Origin of the sequence: Phormidesmis priestleyi BC1401, from assembly GCF_001650195.1 — a bacterium.
In the GTDB taxonomy this organism is placed as follows: Bacteria; Cyanobacteriota; Cyanobacteriia; order Leptolyngbyales; family Leptolyngbyaceae; genus Phormidesmis_A; species Phormidesmis_A priestleyi_B.
Genome location: NZ_LXYR01000073.1, coordinates 1 through 17,120 on the forward strand (window position 1 = coordinate 1; position 17,120 = coordinate 17,120).

Consider the following 17,120-nt stretch of genomic DNA (forward strand, 5'->3'; position numbering starts at 1 on the left):
ATTTACTTGTCCGGTGTCCTAATCAGGCTAATATTGCCATCCCGCCCAAAACGTAAAGTTAGCCACACAGGCTATCGAAAGCTTGTGTAGATAGGGAGCTGGAACACTGTTTGGGCTACAGAGCCTTTGAGAGTGCAAAAAGTCTACTTTCCGCACGATCTCTTGGTTGGGCTTATAGCCATCAAATCAGCATCATTTCTAGTGCGATAACCCTTGCCAGAATCATGGTGCATTTAAAGCAATATGGGCTAAGTTTTCGCACGATTAAGAACGCATAGCAAGGCAGCAAGTGGGAAGGGAGAAAGGCGCTGAAAAGACTAACCAGCAAAGGTTTCAATTCTACTTTTACAGTTAGGGCGGGGTGGGCAATATTAGTCAATCAGCTAGAAACCCGTATGGTTTTATCCTTGTAAGAAACCGCTTAAAACGACTTAAAGAGCTAGTTTATCGATCATGCGGTAGCTGGGAAAGCTCTCTAAGAGAGGATTTCAGTCTTAGCGTACGATTTTGTCCGAATTCCCCGTTTGCCCCGATAACAAGTTTGCGGTTGTCGGAAGTTGGAACTGGCTTTCCCATGTTTACCTCTCTACTTGCCAGCAGCAAAAAATTACTGAAGAGGCACAAATCCGCCGCGAAACCAGTGTACGCCTCTCTGAAGCAGTGGTGATCGAGGAAATTAGAGAGGAGATTGCGGACTTGATTCAGGAATCGCTGTAGGCTACTAGTGCGCTTTGCTATTTGCTGATGTTTCACACAATATGCTAGATATCGGGAATTCCCTGAGAAGCCTAAACACATGAGCGAGCACGAAGCTTCCCAAGAACCACCTCAATTGCTCACTACACCAACCTCACAAAGTATTCTTCAGGGTAGTCAGGTAGGTAGGGATGTAATTTTCCAAGGTGATGTTAATCTCACCATTAAAAACGACAGCAATACTCAACCTCAAGAACCAGATCCAAAACGATCAGTGGATCAGCTAGTCCAACACGTCCGATCTCGCTTTCATGATGACATTCAACGCCTACATGGCACAATGCCACTTTGGGGCGTGGATCATTGGGTGCCCTTGAGTGATTTGTTTGTGGATGTCAACCTTTTGGGGGAGTTGAGCAGTAGCCGCAGGTCGGAGTTGGATGACCTGTGGCAGGATTTCACAGCAGGGAGGGAGAGCTATTCCAGCTACCGCAGTTTGGATCGAATTGGTTTAGGTAAAGAGCAGCGCCGGATGACGGGATTGGAGGCGCTGGATAGGAATATCAACCTGATGGTAGTGGGTAAACCGGGTTCGGGGAAGACGACCTATTTGATGCGAGTCGTAACGGAGTGCAATGCGGGGAATCTCCAAGCCAGCAGAATTCCAGTTTTGATCAGGCTGCGAGATTTTGTGGAGGATGGGCGCTCGCTTTCCTACTTACTAAAGCAATATTTGACGCAGCATTGGCAGTTATCAGCAGCAGAAACTCAACTCGTGTTGAAGCAGGGGAGGTCACTGGTGCTGCTTGATGGTTTAGATGAGGTGACGGGGAAAGATGGAAAGACCATTACCAAGCAAATCAAGCAGTTTTCCCGTGACTACCCACGAGTACAGATGGTAGTGACCTGTCGAACGCAGAGCCAGGAATCGCGGTTTGAGCGGTTTGATTATGTAGAAGTGGCAGATTTCAATGAATCACAGGTGAGATCGTTCGCCGCACACTGGTTTAAAGCCGTGTTGCAGGACGAGGTCGCAGGATTGGCAAAATCGAGAAGGTTTTTGAAGCAGCTATTTCAGGAAGAAAACAAACCGATTAGAGAATTGGCAATTACTCCAATCTTACTGAGTTTGACCTGTGCAGTATTCCACCAGGCGGGGAAGTTTTACTCGAAGAGATCAAAGCTCTATGAGGAAGGATTGGAATTGCTACTGGAGCAGTGGGACAAATCGCGAGAGATTGAGCGAGATGAGATTTATCGAGATTTGTCAGTGGAGCGTAAGCTAGAACTATTAAGCTATCTAGCGGTGAAGAAGTTTGAGAAGGCGCAGTATGTGCTGTTTGAGCAAGAAGAAGTTGAAGGCTTTATTGGGGAGTTTTTATGTATTGGGCAGCGAGAGAGTAGATTTGTATTGAGAGCGATCGAGTCTCAGCATGGGTTGTTAATTGAGCGCAGCCAGAAAGTTTGGTCATTTTCACATCTAACTTTCCAAGAGTATTTGGCTGCAAAGTATTTCTATAGCTGCACAAGCTGGGCTGATCTTGTCAAGACGATTAGTAGAGCAGAATGGCGAGAAGTATTTCTATCAGTAGCAGAGATACTACCAAGTTTCGATGTTTTGTTAACTCTAATGAAATATCAAGTTGATATGATCATTTCTAGCGAAAGCAAGATTCAGGATTTCTTGGTCTGGCAATTGGAAAAATCTCGTTCTGTTAAAACTCAATACAAATCGTCAGCCACCAGAGCTTTTTACTATAGCCTTGAGCTTTACTTCAATTTCAGCTTTGAATTAGATTCAAACATCATCTACTTTAGGCTTGCTTGTGGTCTTGATAGTGATATTACTAAGTGGCTAACTCTTGATCTTGAGCAAGGTTTAATTATGACCTTGTACAAAGGACTCACTTTTGATCTATTTCTCGATATTCTTCTCACAAGCCCACATTATATTTTTGGACATGGGCTAGATGAATTAATTGACTCAGAACTGAGACATTCCTTAGAAGAGATATACATTATGCCTCAATACAAACATTTTTATGAGAAGAAAAGGGTGTTAGGAGAATGGAGTTCTCTTCGCGGGTGGCGCTGGGAAACTACAGAGAAAGACCGGGAAGCTACAAAGAGAGAATTGAGGAAGATTACACTTAATTACCGTAATATTGGTCATAACTGGGAGTTTAATTCGTGTCAAAAAACATTACTAGAACAATATTACAGTGCGAACTTGTTATTAGTTGACTGTATGAATAGCGATTGTGCATTAAGTAGTAATATAAGAAACGAAATTGAGGAGACATTACTATTACCGATCGCTGAAGTTGAAAAATGCCAACGTGAAAAATTAGATTAAAGAGATACTTGAAAAGTGAAGCTGCTATTACTGAAGCGAACCCTGAGCAGATGACTAGAACGATCTCAATTACATTGCCATCTCAGAGTAATGGGCAGTACATCTGCGAGTTGTCATCTCTTAATGATGAATTTAATAATGAAATCTGGTACTACGGTCAAACGAAGGAACATGCGATCGCTCTAGAACAATTAGCCGAGCATTATCGGCAGATGGAGGAGGAGCAAGAGATCGAAATGGGATGCAGTAGAGCGATCAGAATCTGAAGAACTGACCAAGAAGTAATATCATGTGATGTTGCAATACGAAGACACCATCACAGCAGAATTGAAGCTTGAGGCAATGCACAATACGATTACGGGCAACACCGTCGTCGAAAATGCCAAAATCACTGTAGCTGAGATTGCCAACAATTTGCCGATTGAGACGTTAATGCAATTGTGGGATTAGGAATCAGGCTCAAGTTGCTGAGTGGCTTACTGATTTCTTTGAATCTTTTGGGTAATATCTCCCATCTTAAAATCGCCCCCCACTCCTAAATTACGACCTACAACCTGCTCAGCAGAACCGCCTTCGCTCACTTGCTCAATAGCTCCAACTTCTACGCTGCCTCTGATTCTCACGGTATCCAAAACGACCTGCAAGGAGGGCGACTGAGCCTGAATTTGGTCAATCAGTTGTTGAAGTTGAGTTGCAAATTCCTTATCCTCCTCCATTTGATTGACAAGTTCGCCTTGTAGAGTCTGCACATTCTGCTCTGTTGGCTTCTCCTCTGCCCTTTTTAAGAGGCCTGCCGTTCCTGCTTTCTCAAGTTTGTTTTGCACTGTTTTCTTGACCAGTTGAAGAGTTTCACTACTTCTCTCAACTGCTTTTTCACCAACCTTTTTACCAATTTCCTCACTTGCTTTCTCCAAGATTTTGGGTAAAACAATAGTTGTGACAACGCCAGCGATCACAGAAAAAGGTTCCATTGAGTTGACTCCTGAAGTAACGTTTTTTGGTAAAGCTGCTAATTTGCACCTTTCAAGAATCATTGCTTACGCAGTTTTCACTAGCCTACATGCAAATTTTAATCTACTGCTAGTACGGGCAACCTGCATCACCGAATGTACAGTGTCAAATTAAATGGGCTCTTCCAAGCTTTTGATACTGCTGGCGAAACATTACTTAACGGCTTAGTTTTAGCAGCGGAAAAATTCTGGTCGTTAGTGAGCAGTTAGAGTGAACTGTCTCATTTACGAGGTTTGGTCGATCACTGCTGAGAAGCCTGTAATGGCGCAAAATCGTTGCGCTGGATTCAGACTGCCCCATTTATGGCTCAAGATGGGACAGTTCACTCCACAAGGAACCTTTTTGGACCAGCGGGCGCATTTGAACAGAAAGTTACGGTTTCAATGTGTTAGAAAAATTAGAGCTGACCATATAACCTGATTTTGCTTGCTTGATAAGTTTTCTTGTGCTGATCAAGACCTCATAGTGTCACAAAGCTCGGCACAAAGAAAACGGTCGTTTTTCTAGCTATTGCCTTTAGATGAAAGTACTGCGAGATAAAGATTCTAGCCAAAACCGTAACTTTCTGTTCAAATGCGCCCGCTGGTCCAAAAAGGACGATCGTTGGAGTTCCAAGCTCGATCGTTGAAGCAAAAAGGGCGATCGTTGGCATTCCAAGCTAGAGAGTTAGAACAAAACGCTTAAACACTTGCGGCGGCTTCCACCGAACTGACCTCAATGAAGAAAGGCTGAGATTGAGGATAGCCAATATTTAGAAGGAGACGACCAAAAGCGATCGTAATGACAAGTTGACTGTCGTTTTTACCTGTCTAGTGATATTTTAGTACCGCTAGTAAATTACAGACGAACTACTATGCAGAATTCTTTAGTTCTGAGGTGTTTTTAGATTGGAAACAAAAAACAACTCTAAGAATCCGCAGGACTAAATTTAGACTATACAGCCGATGGGCTGTAGGCTGAAAGCTTTGATTTCTCGTTCAAGATAACGGCTAAAAGCCTTGAAAACTAGCTGAATTTCTGCGGTTTTTGCAGAAGTCCCAGGAAATGAGACAGCCCTGTAAGCATTGCGGAGTCAGGCGAGTAACTCATTTTCTGGCTCTGTGCGATCGTCCATCAGTCTCACGAGCTTTGGACGTTACAGCGTACTACAAAAACACCATTCAGACCAAGATTAGTCCATCTCTACAGTTGTAGAGCACCAAACCAACAAGCGATAGGCTTTTGAAGTGGTTGTTTGAAAGCAACTCAGATGAAGGTTAATCGATTAATCAATTAACCGATTAATCGATTAACCGGTTAATTGATTAATCGATTAACCAGTCTTGCAGCAGCTTCGTTACTAGGTCAGAGAAATCCATATCCTCGTCTAACAGTTTTCGCTTCACGTCTCTATCAACCGTTTTCGGGATATAAGCTCCTACCTGTATATAGTCTGGATTGCTACGTTTGCCTGTCTGCCTCCCTCTTTTGCGAGGTGGAATTTGCAGTTCGGTTGACGCGGGTTGAGAAATTGGTGGAGGCATTGCCTGTTGCACTAAAACATCAGCCTGTGGCTCAGCCGCTTGAGCGTCCGCTGGTTCCGCTTCTGTTTCTACTAGAAAAGAGCGAAAAGGGTTTGGTTTGTCATTCGGTTTAGCCATGAGTCAATTCCTCTCCAACAGCTTGATACTCCCGCCATGCAATTCGTCCATTACGATCGCCTGTTGCATAAACAGGTTTACCCTCTAGTGCTGCTTTTTCGTAGGCGGCAAACCTGCGGATTGACTGAGTGAACAGCGGTAATTTTTGCTCTATTAAAGCCTCTCTTGCCTGGTGTCCCGTTTGGCGGGGAGCAGGTGGAACGAGAGTGAGCAAAATTCGATAGCGATCGCTGCCTAAGCGCTTAAGCAGGGAAACGGTCTTCAGCAGGGCTTCCATGCTCAAAGCGTCAGGAGAAGTCGGCAAGATAAGCAAATCGCACCCATCTACTAGCGCTTCTAAATCGTCTTCACTGGGTCGTGCGGCTGTATCGATAACGGTGTGCTCAAATTGACGGGCGTACTTGGGTGCTGCGACCAGATCTACAGCCTTAAAAGGCAGGTTGCCGCGTTTACTCCAACTAGTTGCTGAACGGTTTGGATCTCCGTCTACAACGAGGCAGCTTCCTAACTTTGAGAGATAGCAGGCAAGATGTACAGCGCTGGTAGTTTTTCCTACGCCCCCTTTAAATGAGGCGAGAGTTACAATCATAATAATTTACTGGTTAAGTGATTAAGCGATTAAGTGATTAGCCAGATAAGCGTTGTACCGCTTATCTGGCTCCAATTTACCAGAATGTTGCAAAACGACCATTTGATTAACTGGTTAATCGCTTAACTGATTAACTGATTAATTAGCTAAGCAGCCGTTCAGCACTGATGTGCCAAAGTCACCTATACGTTTCGACGTAAACCTATCTATAGGGTTCATGCATAATTCAAACTTATCAGTCACGAGCTGAGGAACGACCGTATGCGGCTTTCAGCCCTTTCTAAGAAGATTTGATTGATAAGTCAAATCGCACATCCGTCCTGCTGGATGAACCGAGCGGAGCAGACTACGAGAAATCAATGCTTTGAGGGGTCTAGATAAATTAATTGGAGAAATTTAGGTAGAGTTGGAAGGTAGAACCGGGTTAGATGATGAGCAAATATATCCGCACGACCCACAAAGACACTAAACCGCAGGGTAAGGCAGCCGTCATTAGTCAGGCAGACTTAGAGCGGATGTTTGGCGATGAAGGATTCCAATCCTTTCGCGATCGGGCGCTGTTTGGGTTGTGTCGCTACACGGCTGCCAGAATTAGCGAAGTCTGCCAGATGAAGATCAGCGATGTGTTTCTGCCCAGTGGCAAAGTGAAAGCTGAAATTGTGTTTAGATCCGAAACGACGAAAGGCGAGTACGGTCAGAAATCGGTGAAGGTGTCACCCAATTTGAGAGTGCTGCTAGAGGCGTATGAGGTGCCCCAGAAAGGACTCTATCTCTTCCCCGGTCGTCACGGGAGAGGACACATCAATCCCGTTTCAGCCAGCCATATCTTTAAAGAAGTGTGCGATCGCCTAGAGCTTCATCACGTCTCGACTCATTCATTTCGGCGCACTGCCATCAATCGCATGAGAGAAGCCGGGTTTCTCTTAGAAGAGATTCAGCGCATCAGTGGGCACAAATCGTTAGACGGACTGAGTCACTATTTAGAGGTGTCAGAGTCTCGATTGGGCGAGGCAGTAAACTGCCTGTAAGTTGAAGTCTTGCAGACTAAAATCATTCCAAACCAGCTTGACTATGTACTTACCACTGCTGACAGGTAATCGCTTGGAGCTACCGAAACAGTGCTTTTGATGCAGTAACGATGCTCCCTAGTCAGTGCCAGCAGCCGACTATGCTTCTTATGCAAGACAACTCTGTAATTTAACGGGCAGTTGTTGTTAAGATTTTTACTCTTTGATTGAGCCAGTTCATTACATTTATGCGTCCTCCGGATAAACTCGGAAACTTTATTTGAGTAAAGATGAAGCAAGAATGTGTATTTACGGGTGACGACACAAGGACTTCAGTGTTTACATGTGATGTATCACTTGTTACTTGCTAAAAGTTAAAGAGCGTGAATGAAACTCAAGATATGGCTGAGTTGATTGTGCATCTGCGCCAGCGATTGGGGCTGACACAGGAACAACTAGCCGCCCATTTAGGTTTTACTTGCATCACTGTAAATCGCTGGGAAAATCGTAAGGTTAAACCTTCCCCGATCGCGTTAAAGCTTATCCGCACTACTGTCGAGCAGACAGAAGGGGCAGAAGATTTGCTTGCTAAATATTTCTACCGCTAAAGATTCTATTGAATTAGCTGCTTAAATTCTCAAAGATTTGATTAGTAAGCAACATCAATTTCTAATGTTGTTTCTCATCTTATCGGTCAGCTTTTAGCAACTCAATCAGAAGTTTAATCACGTTCTAATTGTCCGTATCGCTTCATTGTTTGCAGCAATGGTGACAACTTACTTTGCACATTCACCTGCAAGTTTATTTAATTGTTTGGAGCTTACATGGTCGGGGAAGTCGCTGGTATCAAAATGATCGTAGAAAAAGAAAGCCGGGTTGAGGCGCTCAGAGAGAGGCTACTTTATCCCCTTAAGAAGCGTGACCCACAAGGCTCTGATTTTTGGTATCTGCATCCAGGTGAGAGTGAGGCGGATGCAGAAGAGACTGCCCCGATCTCCGTCGGTTTTTTCTCTGAGTTAAATGACTTAACCGATGAACGAGAGATTCAGCGCCTTTTAACGTCAAAAGAGTGGCAGCAGAAGATTTATGGTCACTATCTCAATCGCAGTGTGGAAAACAAACCAGTGGTGTATCTGCTGCTGCCGACTGAGGATGGGGCTGGGCGAGTGCCGTTGGTGTTGCCGACTGAGGGCGGACTGAGACAACGCAATATTCAGACGTTTGCTTGGGGTTCTGCGGAGCTAGAGACGCGGTTAAACCGTTTGAGACAAGGTGAGTTGCCGATCGCGACCAAGGCGCTGATTTCGATTCCGTTGGTGGAGCGGGCGTTTTATCAACCGATTAAAACGGCGAAGGATCTGGCGCATTTGTTGGCGGAGGCAGCGCGACGGATTGAGCAGATTATCCCGAAGGTTTATAAGAGTGAGGAGCATCGCTATCCGGCGAGTCAAGGTAACGAAGGCTATTTGCATAAGTTGTTGAAGAGTTTTCAGGACGAGTTGTTGCCGTCGCTGCGGTTAGCATCTGAGAACGAGAAGGATTATAGCTTTTCGGATATTTATGCTCAGACGATCGCTTACTCGTTGTTTACGGCGCGAGTCTTTAGCTATGTGCAAGATCAGCGTCAGGGCAACCCAAAAGAGACGCTGTTCGATCGTGAGTCGGCTTGGCAGCAGTTGCCGGAGACAAACCCGTTTTTGCGTCGGTTGTTTCAGGATGTGTCGGAGCGATCGTCGGATGAGTTGGGCGATGAGTTGATTGGGGCGATCGCGGAGATTTTCACCATTCTGCGGGCGGCGAAGATGGATGTGATTTTGCAAGACTTCCGGGAGAAGCAGAACCGGAAAGATATTGTCATTCACTTTTATGAAAGCTTTTTAGATGCTTACAAACAAGAGATGCGGGAACGGCGCGGTGTCTACTATACGCCTGAGTCTATCGTGTCTTATATGGTGAAATCGGTTGATTACATCCTTCGTAAGGACTTTAGTCTAGCTGATGGACTTGCAGATGCTTCAAAAATTCAGTATGGACAGGCAAATAGCAAAGAAAGTCGTGAGACTCACAAAGTTCTCATAACAGATGTTGCCGCAGGTACAGGAACATTTCTGCATGGCGTAATTGATCATATCTATAGGTCATTTGATCACAATTCTGCTGATTGGTCAGATTACGTTGCAAAAGACCTTCTACCTCGACTACTTGGCTTTGAATTGTTGATGGCTCCTTATGCTGTCGCTCATATGAAGTTAGGATTACAGCTTCTTGAGTCAGGATACAAGTTTAATACTCCTGAGCGGCTACGGGTCTTTTTAACCAACACATTACAAGAGGCATTTCAAATTCCGTCTGCTGATGGATATGACAGTTGGTTTAGAGATGAAGCGAATGCTGCAAATGCAGTCAAAGAAAAAGCTCCTGTAATGGTGATTCTAGGCAATCCTCCTTATTCCGGTGTGTCTGAAAACACAGGAAATTGGATTCATGAACTCCTTCGTGGTAAAGATATCCTTAATCATCAACCAACTCAGAGCTACTTTGAAGTGGATGGGAAACCTTTGAATGAACGGAAGCACTGGCTGAATGATGATTATGTAAAATTTATTCGGTTTGGTCAGTGGCGAATTGAGCAGACGGGATATGGAGTTTTAGCTTTCATTACTAATCATGGATATCTGGACAATCCAACATTCCGAGGAATGCGCCAAAGTTTGATGGAAACTTTCGATGATATCTATGTGTTAGATCTACACGGAAATGTCAAGAAAAAAGAATCGTCTCCTGATGGCACAAAAGACGCGAATGTTTTTAATATTCAGCAAGGCGTAGCTATTGGTGTTTTTGTAAAACGTCTAAATGGAAATAAGACACCAGCTACAATTCATCATTCAGATGTATGGGGAAGCCAAGAAGCTAAGTATCGTTGGCTTGAGGACAACGACGTTGAGACAACTCACTGGGAAACTCTTGCTCCGCAATCCCCGTTTTATCTCTTTGTTCCACAAGACACTCAATATTTGACTGAATATGAGCAAGGCTGGAAACTGACCGATATTTTTCCTGTAAACAGTACAGGTATTGTTACGGCACGAGATCACTTTGTTCTTGACTTTGATCGAGATTCCCTACTACAACGAATTCAGGAATTTGCTAATCCAACATTGTCAGATGTGGCTACTCGTGAAAAGTATTTTTGGGGAAAAGGTTCATCAAAGTACCCTGATGGAGATACACGAGGATGGAAGCTCCCAGAAGCTCGAAGAAAAGTGCAATCTGATCCAGATTGGGAAAAGCGAGTTGTTTCTTGTTCATATCGACCATTTGATTATCGAAAGCTTTACTACACCGAATGGATGGTTGACTGGTCGCGTGGCGAAGTGATGGGGCACATGCTTGCTGGAGAGAATTTAGCCTTTCATGTTTGTAGACAAACTGTTAGTGAGTCTTGGCAGCATATTCTTGCAACTAATCAACTAACCGATGATTGCTACGTATCGAACAAGAGCCGAGAACGTGGTTACACAATTCCACTACATCTATACCCTGAAGCAGAATCCGAGAAAGCACTTGGCATTACCCGTCGCCCTAACCTCTGCCAACCCTTCCTCAACGACATCACCGCCAAACTCGGCTACACTCCCACCCCCGAAGCCATCTTCTACTACATCTACGCCATCTTCCACTCGCCCACCTACCGCAGCCGCTACGCCGAATTCCTCAAAATCGACTTTCCCCGCGTTCCCCTCACCCGCAACGACACCCTATTTCGCCAACTCGCCGCCTACGGTGAACAACTCGTCGCCCTCCACCTAATGAAATCCGCCAGCCTAGCGCAAAATCAATTGCCTCAGTTTGTTGAGCAAGGCGGCAACTGCATCGTCGATCCAGCCCATCCTAAATATGAGATCAACACCCTCAGCGTGATCATCAACAAAAAAGGCGATCGCTTCACCGACATCCCCCAAGCCGTTTGGAACTTTTATGTCGGCGGCTACCCCGTCTGTGCCAAATGGCTCAAAGACCGCAAAGGACGCACCCTCAGTCCCCAAGACATCACCCACTACCAGCAAATCGTCGTCGCCCTCAGTGAAACCATTAAACTAATGACAGCGATCGACCAAGCGATTCCAGGGTTCCCGATCGAGTAGCAAGAACTTTATGATCAAGTTACCCAACGGCAATCAGGCTCAACTAGGCGATAAGCTCGATCGCTATGTTCTCAATTCGCAGCACCCTAAAGGAAAAGATAAAGCAACGCTATTCAAAAATCGATTAGGAATCACATTAGAAAATAAGAAGATTCTAGAAGACACACTTTTAGAGGTTGCGATTAATCATGAGGCAACCATCTACAAACAAGACAACTATGGAACCCAGTACGATATTAAGTTTTTGATGACGACCGAAGTTGGGAAATCGTTGGTTATATCATGCTGGATTATTCGCGCTGACGAAGACTTCCCTAGATTGACAAACACTTATCCTGTCACTAAATAAGGAGAGCGGAGATGACCTTCAAAGAATATGACATCGTTGCCCTAAAATCCGATATCCGAGCTATTCACAAAGAGAATCAGCAACCTATTTTGCTTCAGCATGGGCAAGTAGGAACAGTGGTCATGACTTTTAATGATGAAGCCTATCTCATTGACTTTTCAGATGCTCAAGGAATGACCTACGCAATGGAGACTATTCCTCAAAATCAACTAATGCTACTTCACTATGAGCCTGCATCAGTTGCCGCTTAACTTAAAAGCTTTCTAGTTGATGAATAGCGCCTTATTTCTAAATTCTCGATCAAGTAAAGGCATCTTTCATCGCAGATTAATCACAGCAGAGCAGATTCGCCTTTAAGGGGACTACCAAAGTCAGGGCAACGTCTCTCCAACTCAAGCGCAAACCCTGATTGATCAAGCAGCCGAATTTATCACCTTGGCAGAACAGCAAACTCAGTAAGCGTACACTTCATCATGCTCGAAGCCGTCATTCAAAATCTGACTCGTCAGCAACGCCCCTACTACTTGCCTCAAGGCAACGCCATCAAAGGGGTTGGAGGTCAATATTGGCTTACCTTTCAGCATCGCGATGCAGATAAAGGCGGATTCCTTAAAAACATTGTCTCTCTGCTAGGGTTCAAAGATAAGGCGGTTTCCCACAAAGTGCTTCGCATTGACCCAGCAACTGCCAGAACCTACATTTATATTCCTCGTAAAGCAGGCGATCTACCTTCACCCGCTTTGCTTCGCACTGGCAATCCCAAAATCATCGAGAAGTTTCTCACCCTAGAACGCACCACCAAAGAACCCGCCCTGCTCAGTGGCAGCTTTCGAGAAATCAAAGGCATCAAACGCCGCTACAATCTCCCCGATCAGCTAGAGGCATACAACAAAGTAACGGCTCAGATGCTAGAACGCAGCAGCGTCTACCGCCGATCAACTGCTTACTTCGATAGCGGCGTTCTCAAACTCTATGAAGAACCCCTGCAAACAATCGTCCAGACCGAAGGACAAATCCGGCTGCTGATGGACTGGCAAGGGTTCACTAAACGCGCTGATGTGGCAGAACTCGAAAAACTCCACAATTCTGCCTATCGTGCCCAATTTATTCAACGCACCCTGCACGAGTTTCTCCAAGGGCTGGAAGAGAGTGCGTTTAACGGAACTTACATCCTCGCTGAATTGGTGCGGTTAGGGTTTCTAGAAATCAAGCTCGTCAAAATGAGCCAACAGAGGTCGCTCTACCACAAGAAAACAGGGGTTTTCAGCGATCGCCTCGACAACCACATTCTGCACGAAGGCTCTGACAACTTTACTCGTGCCGCTCATTCCCGCAACGCTGAGAGTGTCACCTTCCTTTACTCCTGGGAGCAGCTTGACCAAGAAACCATTGACCAAAGCATTCAGGAGTTTGATAGTGAGTGGCAGCGTCAAGACTTTGCCTACGACTTGACTCAGGAATTCTTACAACAAGTCCTGCAAGAGTACGATCGTCGCGCCGAAGGTCACCAGCCACGCATCGAGCAAATCACGCCTGCCGAGCTTCCCCCAGGTGAAACCACCGAAGTCAAAATCACGGGTGACAACCTCGATCAGGTCGATAGCATTACTATTCCAGACAACACTCTGGTAGAAGTAACCATCACTGAACAGACCGCAGAAGAAATTACAGCCGACTTCACCGTTTCTCCCGATCATCCTCCACAACCCATCACTGACTTTCGAGTCAAAGACAATGCGGGTGGAGAATACACCGCTCAACCGAAGCAGCCACCCCAAGTCAGCCAAGTTGAAGAACTTCCGAACTTCGACGAAATTGAAGGCTTCCAGCAAGCCGTTGAACTGATTCTATCTGGGCAATCTGGCACACCCAATGATTTTCTCTACTGGCTGGCCCAACAGCGTCCCCGCCAGTTCCGAGTTGAGCAGAGCGATTTGCTCGATGAACTGGTCAATCAAGGAACGCTATTTGAACACCAAAAATCGGGTGCTCAACACTGCTTGCGCGTCATGCAAGACTTTGGCATTTCTGTCTGCGCGGATGCCGTAGGTTTAGGCAAAACTCGCCTTGCGGCTGCCGTCTCTCGACTCTATCGCCAGCAAAACGGGCAAGCCAAGGTTGCGATCGTCGCTGCCCGAAAGCTGCACGATAACTGGAAACGCGAAATGACCGAACTCGGTTTTAGTGAAACCGACTACGAGCTTTACAACAAAAACCTGATGAGCCGGAAAGGGAACGGCTTCATTGATGATTTCAACCGCTATGGAGGCCCCGACCTGGTGATCATCGATGAGGCGCACGAAGGCATCCGCAACTACAAGAACCGAATCCACAAACTCTGTCTGCAAATTCGAGAACGCGATCATGCTTCTGGTCGGCAACGCCACTTCTTGCTGTTGACGGCAACCCCCTGGAACAATCGTCGAGAGGACATTTACAACATTCTTCAGCCCTTCCTCACTCGACCGGAAGGCTTCACGGAAGCGAGTTTTCCGCCAGAAGTGATGCAGTGGTTTCAAAATCGTGAAACTGGGGTAGAGCAATTCACCGACGACTCCACCTTGTTTCGGCGTATCTACCGGGAACTATTTCTTCAACGCACGCGCCAGATGCTGCGGGATGCGATGCCCGATCTGAATGTTTACGCTAGACGACAGGCTGAGTGGCTACCCGTTGAATTTGAACCCAGCACCGAAGAAGCGCTAGAGCAAATCTTCACCCAGTTTGAAACTCAACTCTACATCCCGTGCGCTGACCCCGTTCGTTATCTGACGGGCAGTGTAGAACAGCGGGGGCTATTGCAAAACCAGCGTCGCTTTTTTCTGCAACGGGCAGAGTCAAGCATGTATGCCCTGCGTCAAACGATCGTCAATTTCCGAGGGCGGATTGAGCAGATGAAATCACGCTTAGGCGATGTCACGATCGATGCGGACGGTCTAAAACAGTTCCTCTTAATTCACTACAAGTTTGAGACCGACCAGCCAGAACAGTTCGATTCTGACGCTCTCAACGATCGGGAAGCTTGGAACGAAGATTATGAAGAAGATGAGGACGATGAGGAGGAAACTCAAGTTGAACAGCAGGAAAAACGGCAGCAACTTCGCCGCACTATTGACCTGGCGATCGAGCGATTGCAGACCGACCCCGTAGAAGCTCGACGGATTTATAACTTGATGTGGTTAGCTTGCGACAATGACTTGATGCAACTGCAAGAGATTCAAGACTTGTTGGCAGACGAGTTTGTCAAAGACCACAAACGAGAGCAAGTCACTCGCAAGGTTCGAGAATTGGTGAGCCAAGGCAAGAAGGTTTTGCTGATCTCTGTTTTCTCTGACACCGTAACCGACTACTACCGTTACATGGCTCAAGACGAGTCGATCGACCGTTGCGGTATTGGCATGGCGATCGGTTCAACCAAGCGATACTTCCCCACTACAGGCGTGGGAGTCATTCAAGTTGCACCGCACAACACGCTCAGAGCCGGGAAGCAGCGCACAGGCATCAAACGCCAAGATTTGTTTCGCCTATTCGCGCCAGCCGCAAACTGCAAGACTGTAGCAGAACGCCCTAGCCCAGCCGAAGAAGTGATGGTGTTGATTGGGTCTGAAACGCTGTCTGTTGGACAGAACCTGCAAGATGCTGACTATTTGATCAACATCGATTTACCCTGGAACCCGATGACGCTAGAACAGCGCATTGGTCGAATCGATCGCCCTAAACAGCACCCCTGCGAAAACCTCAACATCTACTATGCCAACAGCGAAAGCCAACTGCTACGGCAAGCGAGCCGCTTGGATAACCTCAACAAAAAGTTGATTGGTGAGAATCAGACCGAGCATGATGGCACGATTCAAGATGTGCTGAATGTGAATGACTTGGGTGCTTCCATTTATGGAGATACCTTGTTTGACGACACGATTTTGCCAGGGTATGTCAGCTTCATTCGGGATTTAGTCGTAGCAAGACGGCAGACCCAGGAGAGCTTTCAAGAAACGCTTTATCGCCAGCAAGAAACATCGCGTGACCTTTACACCCAGCAGGAAATCGTGTTCAGCGAAGATATCAGCCAACGGTTGCAAATAATGGGAGATGACTACCAAGCCAACCCGATCTCGCTGGGACGGAAGACCGGGGAAAAGGAGGAGCCAACGGGATTGGTTGTGCTCACAGTGAAATATTTTGGTCCCAACGGCGAAGTCATCTCAGATCGTCAAGAATTATTGTTCTGGAACGACCAGACCGGGGAACGTGATGGCTATGGAATGGCGCTCTCCACTGCGGTTAAAACTCCCGAAGCGGGAGATGTCTTTTCAGCCAGACACCTCCGCACATCAGCTCAGAAACTCTACACCCAGCTAGTAGAACTAAAGCAGCAGCGATCGTCTGAATTGGCTCAATTTGAAGCGCTTGAAAACATCACTATCACGTCTGAACGTCTCAACAAGATTCAGCAGCGTATCAGCACGTTGGATTCTTTGCCTGATGGATGCGATCGTAAAACGGTGAAAGATACCCTCAAAAAATTGAATGCCTGGAAAGGAATTAAATCAGTTCAAAAGCTCTTACGAGATTACACCGATGGGACAAAAGCAGGATTGGAGAACTCTGTTTTTGTTGCCGAACTCGTGAAAGATACCGATGAGAAAAACCTAATTCTAAGTGACGGGGTTAAAGCTTCAACGCTCTCTATTGCTATCTCTGCACTGTTGTTGAGAGCTTGAATCAGGGGTAGTTTTAAATTTGGAGCAAAAAACAATTCTAAGGACCCACAGGACTGAAATTTGGACTATATGGGGCAAACGGGGAATTCGGACAAAATCGTACGCTAAGACTGAAATCCTCTCTTAGAGAGCTTTCCCAGCTACCGCATGATCGATAAACTAGCTCTTTAAGTCGTTTTAAGCGGTTTCTTACAAGGATAAAACCATACGGGTTTCTAGCTGATTGACTAATATTGCCCACCCCGCCCTAACTGTAAAAGTAGAATTGAAACCTTTGCTGGTTAGTCTTTTCAGCGCCTTTCTCCCTTCCCACTTGCTGCCTTGCTATGCGTTCTTGATCGTGCGAAAACTTAGCCCATATTGATTTAAATGCACCATGATTCTGGCAAGGGTTATCGCACTAGAAATGATGCTGATTTGATGGCTATAGAGCCCAACCAAGAGATCGTGCGGAAAGTAGACTTTTTGCACTCTCAAAGGCTCTGTAGCCCAAACAGTGTTCCAGATCCCTATCTACACAAGCTTTCGATAGCCTGTGTGGCTAACTTTACGTTTTGGGCGGGATGGCAATATTAGCCTGATTAGGACACCGGACAAGTAAAT

Annotated in this window: 13 protein-coding genes; 10 read left to right on the plus strand and 3 right to left on the minus strand. The window is 46.0% G+C overall.

Going from position 1 to position 17,120, the window contains the following annotated elements; all coding sequences use genetic code 11:
- The first annotated feature begins 507 nt into the window (after nt 1–507).
- The 4 genes from A8707_RS28580 to A8707_RS29325 all read left to right on the plus strand — a co-directional run bounded on the left by A8707_RS28580 (nt 508) and on the right by A8707_RS29325 (nt 3,502).
- Nucleotides 508–717: a phospholipase D-like domain-containing protein gene (locus tag A8707_RS28580; RefSeq protein WP_156518830.1), complete on the plus strand. Its 210-nt coding sequence runs from the start codon at nt 508–510 to the stop codon at nt 715–717.
- Nucleotides 718–796: 79 nt separating this feature from the next.
- Nucleotides 797–3,052, plus strand: a complete 2,256-nt coding sequence (locus A8707_RS23025; RefSeq protein WP_068819525.1) for an NACHT domain-containing protein — start codon at nt 797–799, stop codon at nt 3,050–3,052.
- Between the two features lie 50 nt (nt 3,053–3,102).
- Entirely contained in the window at nt 3,103–3,318 is a 216-nt protein-coding gene (locus A8707_RS29320) for a hypothetical protein (protein WP_197484987.1), read from the plus strand.
- A gap of 28 nt (nt 3,319–3,346) precedes the next feature.
- A complete protein-coding gene (locus A8707_RS29325; protein ID WP_197484988.1) occupies nt 3,347–3,502 on the plus strand; it encodes a hypothetical protein in 156 nt (51 codons plus the stop codon).
- A 26-nt stretch (nt 3,503–3,528) separates the two neighbouring features.
- Here the strand turns inward: A8707_RS29325 and A8707_RS23035 are convergent, their stop codons facing one another.
- The 3 genes from A8707_RS23035 to A8707_RS23050 all read right to left on the minus strand — a co-directional run bounded on the left by A8707_RS23035 (nt 3,529) and on the right by A8707_RS23050 (nt 6,292).
- Entirely contained in the window at nt 3,529–4,023 is a 495-nt protein-coding gene (locus A8707_RS23035; RefSeq protein ID WP_068819532.1) for a Fis family transcriptional regulator, read from the minus strand.
- 1,344 nt (nt 4,024–5,367) lie between these two features.
- Complete coding sequence (locus A8707_RS29940) at nt 5,368–5,703, minus strand: hypothetical protein (RefSeq protein WP_231948389.1); 336 nt, start codon at nt 5,701–5,703, stop codon at nt 5,368–5,370.
- Nucleotides 5,696–6,292, minus strand: coding sequence for a ParA family protein (locus tag A8707_RS23050; RefSeq protein WP_068819527.1), 597 nt, complete (start codon nt 6,290–6,292; stop codon nt 5,696–5,698). The genes A8707_RS29940 and A8707_RS23050 overlap by 8 nt, the downstream gene beginning before the upstream one ends.
- A 428-nt stretch (nt 6,293–6,720) precedes the next feature.
- Here A8707_RS23050 and A8707_RS23055 point away from each other — a divergent pair, with 428 nt between their 5' ends.
- The 6 genes from A8707_RS23055 (at nt 6,721) to A8707_RS23080 (ending at nt 16,517) form a co-directional block, all read left to right on the plus strand.
- A complete protein-coding gene (locus A8707_RS23055) occupies nt 6,721–7,320 on the plus strand; it encodes a tyrosine-type recombinase/integrase (protein ID WP_082906471.1) in 600 nt (199 codons plus the stop codon).
- A gap of 362 nt (nt 7,321–7,682) precedes the next feature.
- Nucleotides 7,683–7,907, plus strand: coding sequence for a helix-turn-helix domain-containing protein (locus tag A8707_RS23060; protein ID WP_231948390.1), 225 nt, complete (start codon nt 7,683–7,685; stop codon nt 7,905–7,907).
- Nucleotides 7,908–8,150: 243 nt separating this feature from the next.
- Nucleotides 8,151–11,447: a type ISP restriction/modification enzyme gene (locus tag A8707_RS23065; RefSeq protein WP_231948393.1), complete on the plus strand. Its 3,297-nt coding sequence runs from the start codon at nt 8,151–8,153 to the stop codon at nt 11,445–11,447.
- Nucleotides 11,448–11,457: 10 nt separating this feature from the next.
- Complete coding sequence (locus tag A8707_RS23070; protein WP_231948394.1) at nt 11,458–11,796, plus strand: DUF6883 domain-containing protein; 339 nt, start codon at nt 11,458–11,460, stop codon at nt 11,794–11,796.
- An 11-nt stretch (nt 11,797–11,807) separates the two neighbouring features.
- Nucleotides 11,808–12,047: a DUF4926 domain-containing protein gene (locus A8707_RS23075; protein ID WP_068819530.1), complete on the plus strand. Its 240-nt coding sequence runs from the start codon at nt 11,808–11,810 to the stop codon at nt 12,045–12,047.
- A 222-nt stretch (nt 12,048–12,269) separates the two neighbouring features.
- Nucleotides 12,270–16,517: a helicase-related protein gene (locus tag A8707_RS23080; protein ID WP_068819531.1), complete on the plus strand. Its 4,248-nt coding sequence runs from the start codon at nt 12,270–12,272 to the stop codon at nt 16,515–16,517.
- Nucleotides 16,518–17,120: the final 603 nt, after the last annotated feature.